This window comes from Flavobacterium chungbukense, from assembly GCF_020805785.1.
GTDB lineage: Bacteria > Bacteroidota > Bacteroidia > Flavobacteriales > Flavobacteriaceae > Flavobacterium > Flavobacterium chungbukense.
Genome location: NZ_JAJGZV010000010.1, coordinates 1 through 17,324 on the forward strand (window position 1 = coordinate 1; position 17,324 = coordinate 17,324).

General features: G+C 32.2%; 18 protein-coding genes. 11 read left to right on the plus strand and 7 right to left on the minus strand.

Going from position 1 to position 17,324, the window contains the following annotated elements; genetic code table 11:
• Position 1: 1 nt before the first annotated feature.
• A complete protein-coding gene (locus LL966_RS22910) occupies positions 2-88 on the plus strand; it encodes an IS3 family transposase (protein WP_394799461.1) in 87 nt (28 codons plus the stop codon).
• An 85-nt stretch (positions 89-173) separates the two neighbouring features.
• On the opposite strand, the gene LL966_RS20460 is transcribed toward LL966_RS22910, so the two are convergent.
• The 4 genes from LL966_RS20460 to LL966_RS20475 form a co-directional block, all read right to left on the minus strand.
• Positions 174-1,439 carry an NAD(P)/FAD-dependent oxidoreductase gene (locus LL966_RS20460; RefSeq protein WP_229355822.1) on the minus strand — a complete coding sequence of 422 codons (1,266 nt, stop codon included), beginning with the start codon at positions 1,437-1,439 and terminating at the stop codon, positions 174-176.
• An 80-nt stretch (positions 1,440-1,519) separates the two neighbouring features.
• Entirely contained in the window at positions 1,520-2,854 is a 1,335-nt protein-coding gene (locus LL966_RS20465; protein WP_229355824.1) for a DEAD/DEAH box helicase, read from the minus strand.
• Between the two features lie 194 nt (positions 2,855-3,048).
• Entirely contained in the window at positions 3,049-4,587 is a 1,539-nt protein-coding gene (locus LL966_RS20470) for a DEAD/DEAH box helicase (RefSeq protein WP_229355827.1), read from the minus strand.
• A 109-nt stretch (positions 4,588-4,696) separates the two neighbouring features.
• Positions 4,697-5,230 (minus strand): DUF6155 family protein, encoded by a 534-nt coding sequence (locus LL966_RS20475; RefSeq protein ID WP_229355830.1) that lies wholly within the window; start codon positions 5,228-5,230, stop codon positions 4,697-4,699.
• Between the two features lie 140 nt (positions 5,231-5,370).
• Here LL966_RS20475 and LL966_RS20480 point away from each other — a divergent pair, with 140 nt between their 5' ends.
• Positions 5,371-5,664 (plus strand): DUF3817 domain-containing protein, encoded by a 294-nt coding sequence (locus LL966_RS20480; protein ID WP_111291103.1) that lies wholly within the window; start codon positions 5,371-5,373, stop codon positions 5,662-5,664.
• Positions 5,657-6,904 carry a mechanosensitive ion channel family protein gene (locus LL966_RS20485; protein WP_229355833.1) on the plus strand — a complete coding sequence of 416 codons (1,248 nt, stop codon included), beginning with the start codon at positions 5,657-5,659 and terminating at the stop codon, positions 6,902-6,904. The genes LL966_RS20480 and LL966_RS20485 overlap by 8 nt, the downstream gene beginning before the upstream one ends.
• 141 nt (positions 6,905-7,045) lie before the next feature.
• Here the strand turns inward: LL966_RS20485 and LL966_RS20490 are convergent, their stop codons facing one another.
• Positions 7,046-7,462, minus strand: a complete 417-nt coding sequence (locus tag LL966_RS20490; RefSeq protein ID WP_229355836.1) for a hypothetical protein — start codon at positions 7,460-7,462, stop codon at positions 7,046-7,048.
• Between the two features lie 81 nt (positions 7,463-7,543).
• On the opposite strand from LL966_RS20490, the gene LL966_RS20495 reads away from it, so the two are divergent.
• Both LL966_RS20495 and LL966_RS20500 read left to right on the plus strand, forming a co-directional pair.
• On the plus strand, positions 7,544-7,951 hold the full coding sequence (locus tag LL966_RS20495; RefSeq protein WP_229355839.1) for a glyoxalase: 408 nt from the start codon (positions 7,544-7,546) through the stop codon (positions 7,949-7,951).
• Between the two features lie 13 nt (positions 7,952-7,964).
• Positions 7,965-8,426: a hypothetical protein gene (locus tag LL966_RS20500; protein WP_229355841.1), complete on the plus strand. Its 462-nt coding sequence runs from the start codon at positions 7,965-7,967 to the stop codon at positions 8,424-8,426.
• Between the two features lie 75 nt (positions 8,427-8,501).
• On the opposite strand, the gene LL966_RS20505 is transcribed toward LL966_RS20500, so the two are convergent.
• Entirely contained in the window at positions 8,502-10,244 is a 1,743-nt protein-coding gene (locus LL966_RS20505) for a DUF885 domain-containing protein (protein WP_229355842.1), read from the minus strand.
• A 26-nt stretch (positions 10,245-10,270) separates the two neighbouring features.
• Complete coding sequence (locus LL966_RS20510; RefSeq protein ID WP_229355844.1) at positions 10,271-12,247, minus strand: alpha-ketoacid dehydrogenase subunit alpha/beta; 1,977 nt, start codon at positions 12,245-12,247, stop codon at positions 10,271-10,273.
• A gap of 190 nt (positions 12,248-12,437) precedes the next feature.
• Between LL966_RS20510 and LL966_RS20515 the strand changes: the two genes are divergently transcribed.
• From LL966_RS20515 to LL966_RS20540, 6 genes are all read left to right on the plus strand, one after another.
• The gene (locus LL966_RS20515; protein WP_229355845.1) at positions 12,438-13,388 is read left to right on the plus strand and encodes an isopenicillin N synthase family dioxygenase; all 951 of its coding nucleotides are present in this window, start codon (positions 12,438-12,440) and stop codon (positions 13,386-13,388) included.
• Positions 13,389-13,508: 120 nt separating this feature from the next.
• Entirely contained in the window at positions 13,509-13,841 is a 333-nt protein-coding gene (locus tag LL966_RS20520; RefSeq protein ID WP_095951201.1) for a translation initiation factor, read from the plus strand.
• 90 nt (positions 13,842-13,931) lie between these two features.
• The gene (locus LL966_RS20525; RefSeq protein WP_229355846.1) at positions 13,932-14,801 is read left to right on the plus strand and encodes a nucleoside phosphorylase; all 870 of its coding nucleotides are present in this window, start codon (positions 13,932-13,934) and stop codon (positions 14,799-14,801) included.
• A gap of 126 nt (positions 14,802-14,927) precedes the next feature.
• The gene (locus tag LL966_RS20530; protein WP_229355847.1) at positions 14,928-15,404 is read left to right on the plus strand and encodes a DUF4265 domain-containing protein; all 477 of its coding nucleotides are present in this window, start codon (positions 14,928-14,930) and stop codon (positions 15,402-15,404) included.
• A 67-nt stretch (positions 15,405-15,471) separates the two neighbouring features.
• Positions 15,472-16,323 carry a substrate-binding domain-containing protein gene (locus LL966_RS20535; RefSeq protein WP_229355850.1) on the plus strand — a complete coding sequence of 284 codons (852 nt, stop codon included), beginning with the start codon at positions 15,472-15,474 and terminating at the stop codon, positions 16,321-16,323.
• Between the two features lie 19 nt (positions 16,324-16,342).
• Complete coding sequence (locus tag LL966_RS20540; RefSeq protein WP_229355851.1) at positions 16,343-17,275, plus strand: transglutaminase; 933 nt, start codon at positions 16,343-16,345, stop codon at positions 17,273-17,275.
• Positions 17,276-17,324 lie beyond the last annotated feature (49 nt).

Below are 17,324 nucleotides of genomic sequence, written 5' to 3' on the forward strand. Positions count from 1 at the left end.
TATAGAATACTATAATAATGAAAGAATAAAACTTAATTTAAAAGGAATGAGCCCGATAAAATATCGAGCTCATTATTATCAAATTTAATTATAAATTCGTCCAAACTTTTGGGTGCAGTCTAATCTTAGATTTCGGCTTTTGTTTATCGCTTTCTTTAAGAATTTTGAATTCTTTAATTTGGTAGTTTTTTATCCGGTCTGATGATCATTCTAAGTGATTGATCTTTTGCAAAATAAGCAACCATCCAGTTCCAAAAAGTATTCAATCTATTTCTATAAGTGATTAAAGAGATCAAGTGAATAAACAACCAGATAATCCAAGCAAAAAAGCCTTTAAAATGCCATTTCGGACTTGGCAAATCAACAACAGCTTTAGCTTTTCCAATGATTGCCATTGAGCCTTTATCATGGTAAGTAAAACCTTTAAGTGGTTTGTTTGAAACCATTGCTTTAAAGTTTTTTGCTAGATTCAATCCCTGCTGAATGGCCACTTGTGCTACTTGCGGATGACCGTCAGGGAAATTTTTATCTCCAGATGCAATAGCGGTATCACCAATAGCATAAATATGATCGACACCATTTACTTTATTATATTCATCTGTTGCCATTCGGCGTCCTCGTCCGTAACTTTCTTTCGGAATTCCTTCAAAGATTTTAGCCGAAACTCCTGCAGCCCAGATTAAGTTTTTGGTTTTTATAGTTTCTCCATTTTCAAACACTACTGTGTCATCAACATAATCAACTACTTTAGTATTTAATTTTACTACAACTCCCAATTTTGTTAATGCTTCTAAAGTATCTTTTTGAGATTCTTTACTCATTGGCGCTAATAATGCATCACCGCCATCAACCAAGTACACATTACTTGCAGAGGTATCCAATTCAGGATATTCTTTTAGAAGAATACTTTTTCGCATTTCAGCAAACATTCCCGAAACCTCCACTCCTGTCGGCCCCCCTCCTGCTACCACAATTGTAAGTAATTTTCTGCGTTTACGCATATCTTTACAAATTGCAGCTTTTTCAAGGTTTTTAAGCAACGTATTACGCATTACGATGGCATCATTTAATGTCTTCATCGGAATGGCGTTTTTCATTACGTTTTCCATGCCAAAATAACTCGTTTCTGCTCCAGTAGCAAAAACAAGGTAATCGTATTCTAAATCTCCATTGCTTAAAGTAATTTTCTTTTCAGCAGGAGAAACAGATAATAATTCACCTAAACGAAACTGCAGATTTTTTTTACCTGCAAAAAATTTTCTAAAAGGATAACTTATGCTTGAAGGTTCCAAAAACGCTGTTGCGACTTGATATATAAGGGGTGGGAAAAAGTTATAATTATTCTTGTCTACAAGTGTTACTTGTATTTGAGGTTGGTTTACAAGCTCTTTTGCTAGATTAAGTCCTGCAAATCCACCTCCAATAATGACTATTTTCATATATGTTGTATTAGGTAGGATTATAAAATAATTCCTTATAAAAGTACAACTTTAATATGCAATGACAAAAGTCATATTATTTACTTTTTGAATTTTTTAACTGTTTTATCAACTATATCGATTTTGTTCTGTAAGACATAACTTGCCATTAGTTTTTCGATTAGTTCGTCTTTCGTTAAATGATGAAAAACTGTTTTTATTTTTGTTTTTAAATCATCTGAAAGTTCATGATTTGGTTTTGTTTTGAAGATTTGCTTGGCCCACAAAAGCATATTATTTTCTTCTAGACTTTCTGCCGATGGTTTTTTAAATTGAGAAAATTTAATACCTAATTCTCTTTCAAAATCAGCAATTTCAAAAACTTCTTCTTGTTGTAAAACAGTCAATGAAAGTCCGTTTGCTCCTGCCCTTGCGGTTCTTCCACTTCTGTGAACATAATTTTCGTAAGTGTCCGGTAGATGGTAATTAACCACATAAGCGATTTCTTTTACATCAATCCCCCTTGCTGCTAAATCGGTTGCAACTAGAATATTAATATGGCCTTCACGAAATTGTTCCATAATTCTATCGCGAATTCCTTGTGTTAAGCTTCCATGAATTGCTCCAGAAGAAAATTTATTAATAGCAAGATTTTTGGCTAATTTATTAACTGCTGCTTTTGTTTTGCAGAAAATAATTCCACGTTCACCATCTCTTGAATTTAAGAAATGCATTAAAACTTCCAATTTCTCGATAGGATCTACAACAATATATTCGTGATTGATACTTTCGTTTCCAACTGTTTCCATGTTGGCGCTAATCTGAACCACATTTTTGTTCAAATAGTTCTGAATTAATTGTTTGATTGTTCCAGGAAGTGTTGCTGAAAACAATAAAGTGCGGTGTTTTTTAGGTATTTCAGCAACTATTTCGTCTAAACTTTCTTTAAGAATGGCTACCATTTCATCGGCTTCGTCTAAGACTAAGTATTCCGTTTGCTTTATATCGATAGCTTTTCTCTGAATTAAATCGATTAAACGTCCCGGAGTAGCCACAACTATCTGCGCGCCTTCTTTTAATCTTTCTATTTGTGGCTTTATAGGTGTTCCTCCACAAATTGATGCGATTGAAATATTCGGAATATGTTTTGAAAAATTTTCTAAACTTCTAAAAATCTGCTGTCCAAGTTCTCTTGTTGGAACTAAAATTACAGCTTGTATCACAGTCGATTCTGAATTAACCAATTGTAAAATCGGTAATCCAAACGCAGCTGTTTTTCCTGTTCCTGTTTTGGCTAAACCAACAACATCATGATTTTCAGAAAGTAAAAGAGGAATTGTTTTTTGTTGAATTTCAGTAGGTTCAACAATATTTAATTCGCCTAAAGCTTTTAAAATTGGTGCTGAAAGTCCTAATGATGAGAATTGTTTAGACATGTTTTTTTTTTTTAGATTTTTGACTTTAGATTTTAGATTGTGTCAAAACCTTACTAAAGATTATACTGTTCTTTAAAACTATTGAACCATTAAGACATTTAGACTTATTTCTAAATATCTTAATGGTTATTTTATTTGAAGTTCCATACGGAAACTTTATGACTTTAAACTTTAGACTTTCCGACTAAAAGTTATCAATCCGGTTCGTTCATGATTTTCTCACGATATTTTTTACCGATTAATAAAGTTAATCTTTGTTTGTAATCGTCTACAAGCCATTCGCGATAATTTTTACTGCATTGGCTCAAGCATTTTGAATAACGTTTGATTCGATCTTCGATATCATCGTCTAACTCTTTTGCTAAAGATTTCGCTTCTTGCAACGTTTCCGTATTGTCCACGCACATTGAAGAATGCTGTTCTAATGATTTATCTAAAACCACTTTAGAACGTAAATTTTGTTTTATAATTAATTTATGCTCTTCATCTACATCAAATGTAACATCAGCTGTTTTGCTGAATTTAGCTCTCAATTCTGGTGGCATGCTGTATTTAAAAAACATTTCAATTTCTTGGTCATCACGAAGATTTTCCAAATAAAATTCAGGCGATTTAAAAATGTGCTGCCAGTTTACAGGATCACTCCATAAACCAAAACGTGCCGCGTTATTTCCTAAATCAATAACTGTAAACTCATCTTTTCCTGGCAGTTTACGAGATCCACGACCAATCATTTGGAAATATAAAGTCAATGATTTAGTTGCTCTATTCAAAATGATTGTTTCTACAGTTGGCTCATCAAAACCAGTTGTTAAGATCCCAACAGAAGTCAAAATCGCATCTGGAGTCTTTTTAAACCATTGCAAGATATCTTTACGTTCTTCAGAACTGCTAGTATTATCAAGATGTCTAATATCATAACCCGCTTCTCTAAAAGTTTCATAAACATATAAAGAAGTGTGAATACCGTTATTAAAAATCAATGTCTTTTTACCCAAAGAGCGTTCTGTATACGCATGAAGAAGTTTTTCTTGCATCAAGGTATTAGTATACAAATCATCTGATGATTTAACCGTATAATCACCATTGATACCAACTTTTAAAGATGTCAAACCAACATCATAACTGTAAGTTGTTGCTCTAGCCAAGAAACCTTTGTCAATTAATGATCCAATTGTATCTCCTACAATAAGTTCATTATAACTTTGGTGCATTGGCAATTTAATATTTGAACTCAAAGGTGTTGCTGTTACTCCAAGAATAAAGGCATTTTTAAATGAGTTTAATAATTTTCTAAATGAATTATAATGTGCCTCATCAATAATTACTAAACCAATATTATCCAAATGAAGTTTTTCATCATTAATACGGTTTTTTAAAGTTTCAACCATTGCCACAAAACATGAAAAATCATTCTGATCGGGCAATTCTTTTACTTTACTATTGATTATTTTGTTCGTTACACCAAAACCTGTTAACATTTTTGAAGTTTGTTTACAAAGTTCGATACGGTGCGTTAAAACCACAACTTTTTTATCATTATGAGAGAGATAACGACGAACGATTTCAGAAAAAATTACCGTTTTCCCACCTCCTGTCGGAAGTTGGTACAGTAAATGATGTTTTGGAGGAGCATTGTCTAAACGGTCAAAAATGGCGTCTATGTCGCCTTTTTGGTATGCATAAAGTTCTTTCTTCTCTTCTCTTTGTATTTCTAAAGTGTTTTGAGACATTGTTTATTTTTGGATTTTTGCAAAAATACATCGAAAAAACAGTTATTCATCTTATTTTAACCTAAAATAAATGTTTTTTTAAAAGAAAGATTTTTTATGGGAAGTGGTTTTAGTAGTCGATTTTGTCTAAAATTGCTTCAAAATCGTACTTATTTTTCCATTTTTGCTGCAAAGTTTCTTCATAAATGGAATTAATTCGCAATTTAAAATCATTAAAAATTCCATTTGAGATAATAAAATTAACAGCTTGATCGAACGAATTAAAGATACTTTTGTAAAACAATTCTTGCTTGATTAAATTTTGAGAAGAAAACGTTTGCGCAATTTCGATATTGTACAACATAATATCTGCTACAATATAAGAATCAACACCAAGCATTATAAAATGTTTGATTAATTTTTGAGCAACCGATCTTCGCATTTTAGCTTTTGGGCGCCATTTTGCACCAGGTTTTTTTATCGGAAAATATTCTTGCGAAATTTTGACTTTAGCTTCTTGCAGTAATTTGTCTTCTTTCGGGTTAAATACAAAGTCGTAATATGTTTTTACTGGAGCAAATTTCTCGTACAATTCAATCAATTGTTCTTCTAATTGTCCCTTCGTTAATTCGCCTAAATATTTTTTTAAATCTCTTTTACTCATAGAGTAAAGATAATTTTCAATTTTTTAAATTCCAAATTGCAATTTTTACCCTATTTAACTTATTTAATTTTGAATTTTTAAATTCTAAAATCAATCCAGAATCCTTAATTTTGCTGGCATAAAACTTAAAAAATACATACATGCTCAAGATTTTCAAAGTTACCGCCATTCTAGAAGGAATCTCTTATTTAGTATTATTTGCTAATATGTTGATTATCAAAAATAACAATCCTGAACTTTACCACACCTTATTACGTCCTTTAGGAATGACGCATGGTGTTTTATTTATAGGATATATTATTTTAGCTTTTTTATTGAAAAAATCAATGAATTGGGATTTAAAAACTTTTGCAATTATTTTAGTTGCTTCACTTATTCCGTTTGGAACTTTCTATATCGAGAAAAAATATTTAGAAACTAAAGCAAATGCATAAGCTTTTGGAGAAAATATTTAACTTTTTATATCCTGTTTTTAGAGATTGGGGAATGAGCCGCAATGTTGCTTCTTATACCAGTTTAATCTTTAATATTGCTATTTTAGTAGCATTGGCTTACATAATTTATTATGTGGCCAAATTTATCTTAGTTACCTTAACGGCTGTTTTTGCGCAACGCACCAAAACAAAATTTGACGACTATCTAATTCAAAACAAGACCACTAGATACACCGCCTATTTAATTCCGTTTTTCTTTATTTATAAAGCTGTTCCCGTAATTTTGGATAAATACGAATATTGGGAATCAATCTTCGGAAAAATCGTTGGCATCTATATCGTATTACTTGGATTGTGGATTGTCAGAACGATTTTTAATTCATTACGTGATTATTTAAAACAAAAACCAGAATACAGCGACAAACCAATTGATAGTTTCGTTCAAGTTATCATGATTATCCTTTGGATTTTTGGAGTTGCGATGATTATTTCTACTCTATTCGGAATCAAAAGAGGCGAATTGTTAACTATTTTAGGAACGCTTTCGGCAATTATTATCTTGATTTTCAGAGATACGATTCTTGGATTTGTTTCGAGTGTTCAAGTGGCAATAAACGACATGGTCCGAATTGGCGATTGGATTACAATGGACAAATTTGGAGCGGATGGAGATGTAATTGAAATCAATTTAACGACAGTAAAAGTTCGAAATTTTGACAATACCATCACTACAATTCCAACTTATGCATTGAGTTCGGATTCTTTTCAAAACTGGCGCGGTATGCAAAAATCTGAAGGAAGACGTATCAAAAGACATGTTTTGATAAAAAGCAGTACGATTCGTTTTCTAAATGATGAAGATTTGTATCAATTACGAAAAGTACAGTTGATAACATCTTATATAGAGAGCAGACAAGCCGAAATTGAGAAATATAATGATCTGCGAGGCATTGATAAAACGCTTTCACTAAATGGTCGAAACATGACTAATTTAGGTTTGTTTAGAAAATATATCATGCAATATCTTATGGATCATCCTGGATTAAATAAAGATATGCATATTATGTGCAGACAATTACAGTCTACTGCGCATGGAGTTCCGTTAGAAATTTATGTTTTTTCGAGTGACAAACGTTGGGCAAACTACGAATATATTATGTCTGATATTTTCGATCATGTTATGGCTTCCGTAAAATATTTTGACCTTGAAATTTTTGAATTACCGTCAACATTGAATTAGTTTTCTTTGTTTCAGGTTTAACCGCAAAGGACGCTAAGATTTACGCAAAGTTCGCAAAGTTTTTTTTCATAAATCTTTGCGAACTTTGTGTTTTTTGTGACATACCGTATATTAAAAAACCTTTCGTTCTTTGCGTTTAAATTATTTAGCAATTTCCTCAAAAACAAATTCAGAATTATTATATTCAATTGGAACTTCTGGAACAAAACAAGGGAGATTAAAATATGTTCCAATAACTCCTTTACCTAAATAAAGTTTTTCATTTTTCTTTAAAATAGCCAATGGAACTCTTTTCCAAGAGCCTCCAAAAGAGATATAATGATAATCGCCTCTAAGTGTATCACCCCTTAAATCACCTCTTACGTCTCCAGAATCTTTTCCTGTTCCGTAGTGAGAAATTTCATAACGTCCGAAAAAGCGTTTGTCGTTCATATTGATATCTAAAATTGCTGTATCTTTTTTATTTACAGCACGATATAAAGTACGGTGGTATTTATCCTTGTCTTCTTTAGAATTACAGGAAATGAATAGTACGCAGAAAAACAGAAATAATCTCATATTTTATTTTTATAAAAACAAAAATAGGTTTTTACCGTGGGATAATTTTGTTAACTTTAAAGAAAACTAAAAAGAAAAAAAATGGAAGATAGAGACACTTTTTTAAAAGAATTCAGAGGCGAAACTTTAGGAACCGTAAGTGCTCAATCTTCTCCAGATGAGATCTTTCAAAACCAGACCATCAGACCGATTTTAAAACTCCAGAATGATTTGTTTATTGCAGTTTTTATTAATTATGTGAATAAAAATAAACCTGATTTTTATTCTTACACGGTTGAGAAGAAACTTCAAACCATCGAAAATTCCATTCAAAAAGACATTAAATTTAGAAATTCTCTGAAAGGAATTGTAATGGCGCTTTTTACAATTGAAGAATACGATACATACATTCAAAATTCATCAAGTTTGAATAAAAGAATGATGAATTTATTGATCGATAGATTGAAAAGTCAGGTACAGTTATTTGAAGTAGAATCTGATTTGAAATAAAAAATATTATAGAATGAAATTTAATCTAGATTTTACAACCGGATACGGTCAATTTTATTTGAATGATAAAGACGAAGGAGATACAGGTTCTCCAGATTTTTGGACTGATCAAGCATTTAATGATAAACTCGCTGTAGAAAAAGGAGTTCTGGGTGTTTCTCTTGAGAATAGTGAAGGAATCGTAAAAGCTGAACTTGAAATTTTAAATTCGAAAAGTTTAATTTCAGATTTTAGCGATTTTGATCATGTTGTTGAAGCAAGTTTAGAGATAAACACAGGTTTTCTGCAAGTAAATGATTGCCCATTTTCTCTTCTTGTTTTAGAAGAAAAAATTGAAAAAGGAAATTATAGGGTTCGTGTTTATTATAAAAATTTAAAAACTGCCTATGATGAAAATCCTAAAGATTTTTACAAAATAGAAATGTGGAAAGATTCTTATTTGGATAGAACTGTTTTAAAAAGATTTGAAAATTAAATTATAGGATAAAAAAAAATAAGGTTTGACTTTAAAAATCAAACCTTATTTTTTTTTATTTTAGAATCGAAAAATCTATTCCTCAGTAAGCATCAATTCTTTGATGTATTTTACTGGAGCACTCCCAAAACTTAAGAATTTTTCATGAAACTTTTTTAAGTTGAATTTATCTCCTTCTTTTTTCTTTAATTCTTCTCTTAAATTATAGATTTCGGTATAACCTGTAAAATAAGAACACAATTGAACTTGAGATAAGGTGGCACGTTTCCATTTTCCGTCTGCTTCTGCTTGCTGCTGGAAAGCTTCTTTTGTTAAAAGCTTAATTGCATCTTCTTTAGACATTTCTTTGGTGTGTACGCTAATGTCTAAAATAGTATTACAAGTTGTTCTAAGATTCCATTTATAATACATTAACCACATTTCATCAGAGTTTTTGTAACCGCTTTCTAGCATCATTTTTTCAGCGTAGACTGCCCAACCTTCAACCATGGCGCCATTTCCAAAGATTGATTTGATAATACTTGGCGATTGGTTACTATAAACTAATTGTGTATAATGCCCTGGAATTGCTTCATGAATATTCAAGATTTGCAAAATATAATCGTTGTATTCTCTTAAAAAACTTTCGGCATTTTCTTTAGTCCATCCTGATAAACTTCCTACATTGTAATATGTGTTTGCATTTTTATCGTAAGGTCCAGGAGCAGAAATAGAAGCTCCGGCAACTCCCGCCATGTAAGCAGGTTCTTTACGAACTACCAATGGTTTTGAAGGATCAATATATAACAAATCTTTTGCTTTTACATAAGCAGTCAATTCTGGAATTTGTTTTTCAATTTCAGATTGGAACTTTTCTGGAGTGGTATGTTTTAATGAAATTTCATCAATTACCTGTTTGATCAATTCGAGTTTATCTGCTGGTTTTACAGCTTTACCTTTGTATTTTTCCCAAAGTTTATCGGCTAAAACAAACATTTTTTCATGTAGATCTTTCTTGTGGTTTATAGCGATTTGGTAAATTTCATCGGCTGTATATCCTGACTGAATATTCAAATCAAATTTCTTCGCGTATAAAGCGCTTCCTAATCTAAAAGAACGAGGCGTTTTGTTTGGCAGTTTTTTTAGCCATTCTGCATAATCAGTAATAGCTTTTACAGAAACAGTTGCTTTTTCGAGTATTTGTTTCTTTTCTGCGTCGGATAACTTGCTTTTTTGTAAAGCATTTTTAAGATCATCTTGAAAAACAGAAGAACCTCCAAGGTTTTGGGCAATTGCTAGTTCTGTATGCTCCAAGGTAGGATTTTGGATGTTCTTTTTAGCAACTTCATAATAAGCAGGAATTCCATTCATTTTTGTGTTAAAAGCTCTTAAACGAGTTTCAAGACTGTCGTAATTTCCGTTTAATATTTCAGCAAAAGAACCGCATACATTGTATTCTGACGGATTCCATTGAAATAATTTCAGTTCCTTAATATTGAAAATAATTCCTTTTAATTGATTTTTTATCATGTAATAATCTGTTTTATTATTATTTGATAATTGATCAATTGTATACGATTTTAGAGAATCTAATTGTGAGTTGGCAAAATCTATTTTTTGCTGATTTGCCTTTGCATCAGGAATAATTAAGATGCTGTCATACTTATGAAATCCAACCTCTGAAGCCCAGTTCGGATTTATTTTCCATAATGCCGAAATGAAGTTATTTTTATAATTGTCAAATTTTTTGTTTAAATCGCCATCTTGGGTAGATTTAGCATTTTTTGCACAAGATATCAAAAGCAAAACTGCAAAAAATGATAGGCCAATTTTTTTCATATAATTAATTTTTAAAGCGTTTCTTTTTAATATTCCAATAATTCTTTAAGCGCAATTTCAAATCGGTTTTTAGGCAAAAACTGATCTTCTAGTGCTTTTGTAAATGGAATTGGCGAATCTAAACTAGCGACACGTTTTACAGGAGCATCTAAATATTCAAAGCAATTTTCCATAATTAAGGCCGAAATATCACTTGCAATTCCGCCAAACAAGGTATCTTCTTGATAAATAATCGCTTTTCCTGTCTTTTTAACTGATTCGAAAATCGTTTCTGTGTCTAAAGGCTGTAAAGTTCTTAAATCAATTAGATCCGCATCTATTTCTGGGTGCTTAGCCAAAGTTTCTAAAGCCCAATGAACTGGCGCGCCAAATGAAATAATCGTTACCGATTTTCCTTCTTTTATCAAAGCCGCTTTTCCTAAAGGAATAGTGTAATATTCTTTTGGAACATCTTGATAAATACTTCTGTACAATAATTTATGCTCGAAGAATAAAACCGGATTTGGATCATTAATTGACGTATTCAAAAGTCCTTTTGCATCATAAGGAAATGCAGGGTAAACCACTTTTAAACCTGGAGTTTTAGTAAACCAAGCTTCATTAGTTTGCGAATGAAAAGGTCCTGCCTGAGTTCCGCCGCCGCAAGGCATACGAACCACAACATCAGCATTTTCGCCCCAACGGTAATGTGATTTTGCCAATAAATTTACAATCGGATTAAATCCTGTAGAAACAAAATCGGCAAATTGCATTTCTACAATGGCTTTATAACCATTTATAGACAAGCCCATTCCAGTTGAGACAATGGCGCTTTCGCAGATTGGCGTATTTCGAATACGATCTTTTCCAAAAAACTCAACAAAACCATCTGTAATCTTAAATGCGCCGCCATATTCTGCAATATCTTGTCCCATTAAAACCAAATTTCTGTGTTTCTGCATTGATTCGTTTAAACCGTTTCGGATGGCATCAATAAAACGAATATTTTCGCTTTCTCCTTTTGTATTAACTTCTTCAAATTGATAAGGTTTATAAACATCATCTAATTCTCCGCTGTAAGTAGGTTCTATTTCTGGTTCGGCATTTGCTTTTGCCCAATTTTCATCAATTTCTTGTTTTATTTCAGCACGAAATTGTTCATCTAACTCTTCGGTAAGAATTTCATTTTCTAGCAAATACTTTTTATAATTAGAAACCGGATCTCTAAGTTCCCATTGATCCATTAATTCTTGCGGAACATATTTGGTACCACTCGCCTCTTCGTGCCCGCGCATTCGGAACGTTTTAAATTCCAACAAAATCGGACGCGGATTCTCTTTCATTTCTTCTTTTAATTGCGAAAGTTTATTAAAAACTTCCACTATATTATTTCCGTCAATAATCCAGCTTTCAATGCCGTAACCAATTCCTTTATCTGCCAAATTTTCACAGGCATATTGTTCGTTTGTTGGAGTTGAGAGTCCGTAACCATTATTTTCAATAATGAACATTACGGGAAGTTTCCAAACTGCAGCAATATTTAAAGCTTCGTGAAAATCCCCTTCACTCGTTGCACCTTCTCCAGTAAAAACCGCTGTTATTTTTTTATTGTCTTGAAGTTTATCAGCTAAGGCAATTCCGTCAGCAATTCCTAATTGTGGACCTAAATGCGAAATCATTCCAATTATATTATATTCCTGCGTTCCAAAATGAAAACTTCTGTCACGTCCTTTGGTAAAACCATTTGCTTTTCCCTGCCATTGTGAAAATAATCGGTGCAACGGAATTTCTCTTGTGGTAAAAACACCTAAATTTCGATGCATTGGAAGTATGTATTCTGATTGGTCCAAAACAGCTGTAACTCCAACAGCAATAGCTTCTTGCCCGATTCCAGAAAACCATTTAGAAACTTTGCCTTGACGAATCAAGATGAGCATCTTTTCTTCGATTAATCGCGGTTTTAGTATTTTTTTATATAAATCTAATAATTGAGCGTCGGTTAGGTTTTGTCGGTAAAAAATCATCTAATTTTTTTGTTTTTTAGTGTTTCAAATATAACAATTTGAGTTAATTTTATTGGATTCTGAAATATTTTTTTAGTCAGAATCACGCTTTTAATGCCTGTGCTTAAGATTATTTTCTAAAATATTCTCTACCTTTGTTAGCGAAAGGTGCTTATGACACCTTTCTTTTTTTAAATAAAAAATGTAAAGTATGCAAAACATTCCTAGTGTAGACTTACGTGATTTCCTTTCGGACGACCCGAAACGTAAACAAAAATTTGTAAATGAAATCGGCAGTGCATTTGAAAACATTGGCTTCGTAGCCTTAAAAGGTCATTTTCTTGATGATCAATTGGTAGACGAACTTTATGGCGAAATTAGAAACTTCTTCGCCTTGCCAATAGAAACTAAGCATAATTATGAAATTCCTGGAATTGGCGGTCAAAGAGGTTATGTTTCTTTTGGAAAAGAACATGCTAAAGGACGCAAAGAAGGAGATTTAAAAGAATTCTGGCATTTTGGTCAATACGTTGACGAAAATTCAAGATGGGCTTCAGAATATCCAGATAATGTGGAAGTTACTGAGTTACCTCGTTTTAATGTGGTTGGTAAAGAAGCATATCAAAAATTAGAAAAAACCGGCGTTTATGTTTTAAGAGCTTTGGCTTTACATTTAGGTCTTGACGAGTTTTATTTTGATGAATATGCAAAAGAAGGAAACTCAATTTTAAGACCAATCCACTATCCTCCAATTACTTCTGAACCAGAAAATGCCATTCGTGCTGCAGCTCACGGGGATATCAATTTGATCACTTTGTTAATGGGAGCTCAAGGTAAAGGATTACAAGTTCAAAATCATAATGGTGAATGGATTGATGCCATTGCACAAGATGATGAATTGGTAATTAATGTTGGAGATATGTTGTCAAGACACACCAATAACAAATTAAAATCTACGATTCACCAAGTGGTAAATCCGCCGAGAGAATTGTGGGGAACTTCACGTTATTCAATTCCGTTTTTTATGCATCCAGTAAGCGATATGCGTTTGGATTGTCTTGAAAATTGTATTGATGAAGAAAATCCAAAGAAATTCGAAGATATTTCTGCGGGTGAGTTCTTGCACGAACGTTTAGTAGAATTAGGTTTAATTAAAAAATAAAACTTAAATAAATTTCTCCCGAGGCTTCGGGATAAAAATTCCAAATTCCAATCTTCATTGGAGTTTGGAATTTGATTTTTATAAACTATATTTATTGTAATTATTTAGAGAATAAAAATTATGGATTTTAAAGATCAATTAAAGAATTTATTTCCAGATCATGTTGAATCAAATGAACCAGAACAAGTTGAAGAACAAGAACATGTCCTGTATGTTCAAAAAGAACCAATGATCTGTAAATTTGAAAAAAGAAAAGGAAAAGCAACCACAATTATTGAAGGTTATGAAGGCTCCGACGAAGATTTTAAAATCTTAGCCAAAGAAATCAAAACTAAATTAAGCGTAGGCGGCACTTTTAAAGATGATTCCATTATTATTCAAGGAGATTACCGTGATAAAATTATGGCAATTTTAAAAGAAAAAGGATTTAAAACCAAACGTGTAGGTGGATAGAATAAATTAAATTCCAATTTTTAAATTCCAAATTCCAAGTAAAAAAACTTAGAATCTTAGTACCTCAGAACCTTAGCAACTTAAAAAAAAATGATCCAATCATCAGAATTAATACTAAATCCAGACGGAAGCGTTTATCATTTAAACCTGCGTCCTGAACATATTGCATACGACATTATTTTTGTTGGTGACCAAAATAGAGTGGAGAAAATTACCCAATTTTTTGATTCAATTGAATATTCCACTCAAAAAAGAGAATTTAAAACCCAGACCGGAATTTACAAAGGCAAGAGAATTTCTGTAATTTCTACCGGAATTGGCCCAGATAATATTGATATCGTTTTAAATGAATTAGACGCATTAGTTAATATCGATTTAAAGACGCGTGAACCAAAAGAAACGCTAACTTCACTAAACATTATCCGAATTGGAACTTCGGGTTCTTTGCAAGAAGATATTCCAGTAGACAGTTTCGTAATGTCAAAATTTGGTCTAGGATTAGACAACATGCTCCGCTCCTATTTAATTGATGATGTTTCGATTACTGAAATGGAAGACGCTTTTGTGCAACATACTAATTGGGATTCTAAAAAAGGAAAACCATATGTAACACAATGTTCTGAGGAATTAGAAAAACTAATTGAATCTGATAAAATATTTAAAGGAATTACAGCTACAGCAGGCGGTTTTTACGGTCCGCAAGGAAGAGTTTTACGTTTGAATATTCCAGACGAAGAATTGAATAACAAAATGGATAATTTTAGTCATAATGATACTAAAATTACTAACTTAGAAATGGAAACTGCAGCAATATATGGGCTTTCTGCGCTTTTAGGACATAATGCATTATCGCTTAATGCAATTATCGCTAATCGTGCATCTGGAACTTTTAGTGAAGACCCTTACAAAGCTGTAGATGAATTAATTGCTTACACGTTGAATAAACTGGCTGGGAATTAATTTCGTATTTAATTTATAGATTAAAAGTACTTAAAAGAGCATTCTTGCTGGAATATTCATTTTTTATAGCGTTTATATTTTAATTGAAAAAATAGAAGGCTAACTTTAAGCAAAGAAAATTATAGAATGGAACAAGAAACGCATAAAAAAATATTATTTAAATACTATAGTGATTATCTAGATGAAGTAGTATCTGAAACCATGTGGGCAGAAATTATAGATTTAGAAAAAGGTCTTTTCAAATTGGATAACATTCCTTTTTTTGGGCCTTTAATTGCTACAGACGATCTTTTTTACGCAGAATTTGATGAAACTGAAAAAAAATTCATGCATAGAAAAACGATTCAAAACTCTGGAAATTCGATTGTACAGATTGCAGTTTTAGAAAAAGGTTTTGATGCAGCAATTATCCGAGAAAAATTAAAGGCAATTAATTGTTTGTCGGATGCATTAAATGAAACCTTTTTTGCTGCAGAAATTGGCAAAGATGTTGATTATGCATTGGTAAGAAGCCTGCTGAGCGAATATGAATCGCAGGAAATTATCGAGTTTGCAGAACCGTGTCTTTCAGAAAAACATCGAACAGATTTATTAAAAAATTAAACTAACCAAACTTAATTAATACGCATACGCATACCAAGCAACTTAACTTAACTTAAACTTAAAAGAAATGAAAACTGTCAAAATTGCGGGTGTTCCGGAACACTTCAATTTGCCATGGCATCTATGTATTGAAAATGGCGAATTCGAAGCGGAAAACATCGATTTACAATGGACCAACGTTCCCGAAGGAACTGGGAAAATGTGTCAAATGCTTCGTGACGGCGAAACAGATTTAGCGGTAATTTTAACTGAAGGAATTCTGAAAGATATCTCGGCAGGCAATCCGAGTAAAATTGTTCAGATTTACGTACAGTCGCCTCTTATTTGGGGAATTCACGTTGCGGCAAAATCTGATTTCAAAACCTTAAAAGATCTTAAAAACAAAAAAGTAGCTATTTCAAGAGTAGGTTCAGGATCACAATTAATGGCTTATGTAAATGCAAATGAACAAGGCTGGAAAACGGATGATTTAGAATTTGAAATTGTAAATACGATTGACGGTGCTGTAGATGCTTTAACCAACGAAAAAGCAGATTATTTTATGTGGGAACGTTTTATGACAAAACCCCTTGTTGATAAAGGAGTTTTCAGACGTATTGACGACTGCCCTACTCCTTGGCCTTCTTTTATAATTGCTGTTCGAGAAGAATTTCTAAAAAAGAACAGTAAAGTAGTAGAGAAAATCCTTGAAATTATTAATAGCACAACCACCGATTTTAAGGAGATTCCAGAAATTGACAAAAAATTATCCGAACTTTTTAATCAAAAAGCAGAGGATATTAAAGAATGGCTTAAATTGACTCAATGGTCACAAAAGAATTTAACAGAAAAGTCTTTTAATAAAATTCAAAATCAGTTATTTGATCTGGGAATTATTGATAAAAAAAGTATTTTTGTAGAAACCGTAAAAGCACTGTAATACTGCTTTTTTGATTCGTATGATGAAATTCCCTAAAATTGACTTACCGTATTTAAAATCCAAGCTACAGGTGAAATCACCGTGGGACAGGATTATTATAATGCTTTTGAGTCTTTTTATTACTATTCCGATTTTCATCATACTGCATCAAAATTTGATCGATCTAGAATGGGCGTTCAATTTAGATCGTGTTTTCATCTTTATTTTTGTCTTTGTCGCAATATTTTTTCTTCTGATGTATCTCAGAACAATTATCATATTGTGCATTGCAGTTTATTTATTGATTTTATTTTACGGAACAGTTATCGGAAATTATGGTTTTAACGAAATCTCAGAAGATTATAATTCTATGATTTATACCATGTCTGATAATCCATATCCGCAGGATATTATCGTGGCAAAACTGCTTCCGTTTCCAAATAAAACAAAAATTCTTAATGCTATAGAATACCAGAATCCCAAAGTGCGAAATTTTGCTGTTATGGCAACCACAAAGCATTTTAAAGGCATTAGAGGCTATTCAGATTATCGTACGATAATTCAGTGTTTTGCTGTTTTTAAAGAAATAAACAGCAGATGGAATTATGTAAACGATCCAAAAGACGGTGATTATATCGCAACCGCTAGCGAATCTCTAGAGTATTTCTCTGGCGATTGCGATGATCACTCTATTTTAATGGCTGCAGCAGTCCGATCAATTGGAGGAACTCCACGACTTATTCATACCAAAGGGCATATATATCCTGAAATATTAATTGGCTCTATGATTGATTTGGAAAAAGTGAATTACCTGATTAAAAATGTGCTTTTTACAAAAGAGAGCTACGGAAAAAAAATACATTACCATATAGACGAACGCGGTCAGGTTTGGATGAATCTTGACTACACAGCAACTTATCCTGGAGGTCCGTTTATGTATGAAGAAATCTTAGGAGCGCTAACTCTTAATTAGAAATTTCAATCTTAGATTTAAAGTTGCAAAGAAGTTATTGTGATTTGAC

Bases quoted from the DNA above. Each gene is read 5' to 3' on its own strand.
- LL966_RS20460 (WP_229355822.1), bottom strand. From the start codon at position 1,439: ATGAAAATAGTCATTATTGGAGGTGGATTTGCAGGACTTAATCTAGCA.
- LL966_RS20465 (WP_229355824.1), bottom strand. From the start codon at position 2,854: ATGTCTAAACAATTCTCATCATTAGGACTTTCAGCACCAATTTTAAAA.
- LL966_RS20470 (WP_229355827.1), bottom strand. From the start codon at position 4,587: ATGTCTCAAAACACTTTAGAAATACAAAGAGAAGAGAAGAAAGAACTT.
- LL966_RS20475 (WP_229355830.1), bottom strand. From the start codon at position 5,230: ATGAGTAAAAGAGATTTAAAAAAATATTTAGGCGAATTAACGAAGGGA.
- LL966_RS20480 (WP_111291103.1), top strand. From the start codon at position 5,371: ATGCTCAAGATTTTCAAAGTTACCGCCATTCTAGAAGGAATCTCTTAT.
- LL966_RS20485 (WP_229355833.1), top strand. From the start codon at position 5,657: ATGCATAAGCTTTTGGAGAAAATATTTAACTTTTTATATCCTGTTTTT.
- LL966_RS20490 (WP_229355836.1), bottom strand. From the start codon at position 7,462: ATGAGATTATTTCTGTTTTTCTGCGTACTATTCATTTCCTGTAATTCT.
- LL966_RS20495 (WP_229355839.1), top strand. From the start codon at position 7,544: ATGGAAGATAGAGACACTTTTTTAAAAGAATTCAGAGGCGAAACTTTA.
- LL966_RS20500 (WP_229355841.1), top strand. From the start codon at position 7,965: ATGAAATTTAATCTAGATTTTACAACCGGATACGGTCAATTTTATTTG.
- LL966_RS20505 (WP_229355842.1), bottom strand. From the start codon at position 10,244: ATGAAAAAAATTGGCCTATCATTTTTTGCAGTTTTGCTTTTGATATCT.
- LL966_RS20510 (WP_229355844.1), bottom strand. From the start codon at position 12,247: ATGATTTTTTACCGACAAAACCTAACCGACGCTCAATTATTAGATTTA.
- LL966_RS20515 (WP_229355845.1), top strand. From the start codon at position 12,438: ATGCAAAACATTCCTAGTGTAGACTTACGTGATTTCCTTTCGGACGAC.
- LL966_RS20520 (WP_095951201.1), top strand. From the start codon at position 13,509: ATGGATTTTAAAGATCAATTAAAGAATTTATTTCCAGATCATGTTGAA.
- LL966_RS20525 (WP_229355846.1), top strand. From the start codon at position 13,932: ATGATCCAATCATCAGAATTAATACTAAATCCAGACGGAAGCGTTTAT.
- LL966_RS20530 (WP_229355847.1), top strand. From the start codon at position 14,928: ATGGAACAAGAAACGCATAAAAAAATATTATTTAAATACTATAGTGAT.
- LL966_RS20535 (WP_229355850.1), top strand. From the start codon at position 15,472: ATGAAAACTGTCAAAATTGCGGGTGTTCCGGAACACTTCAATTTGCCA.
- LL966_RS20540 (WP_229355851.1), top strand. From the start codon at position 16,343: ATGATGAAATTCCCTAAAATTGACTTACCGTATTTAAAATCCAAGCTA.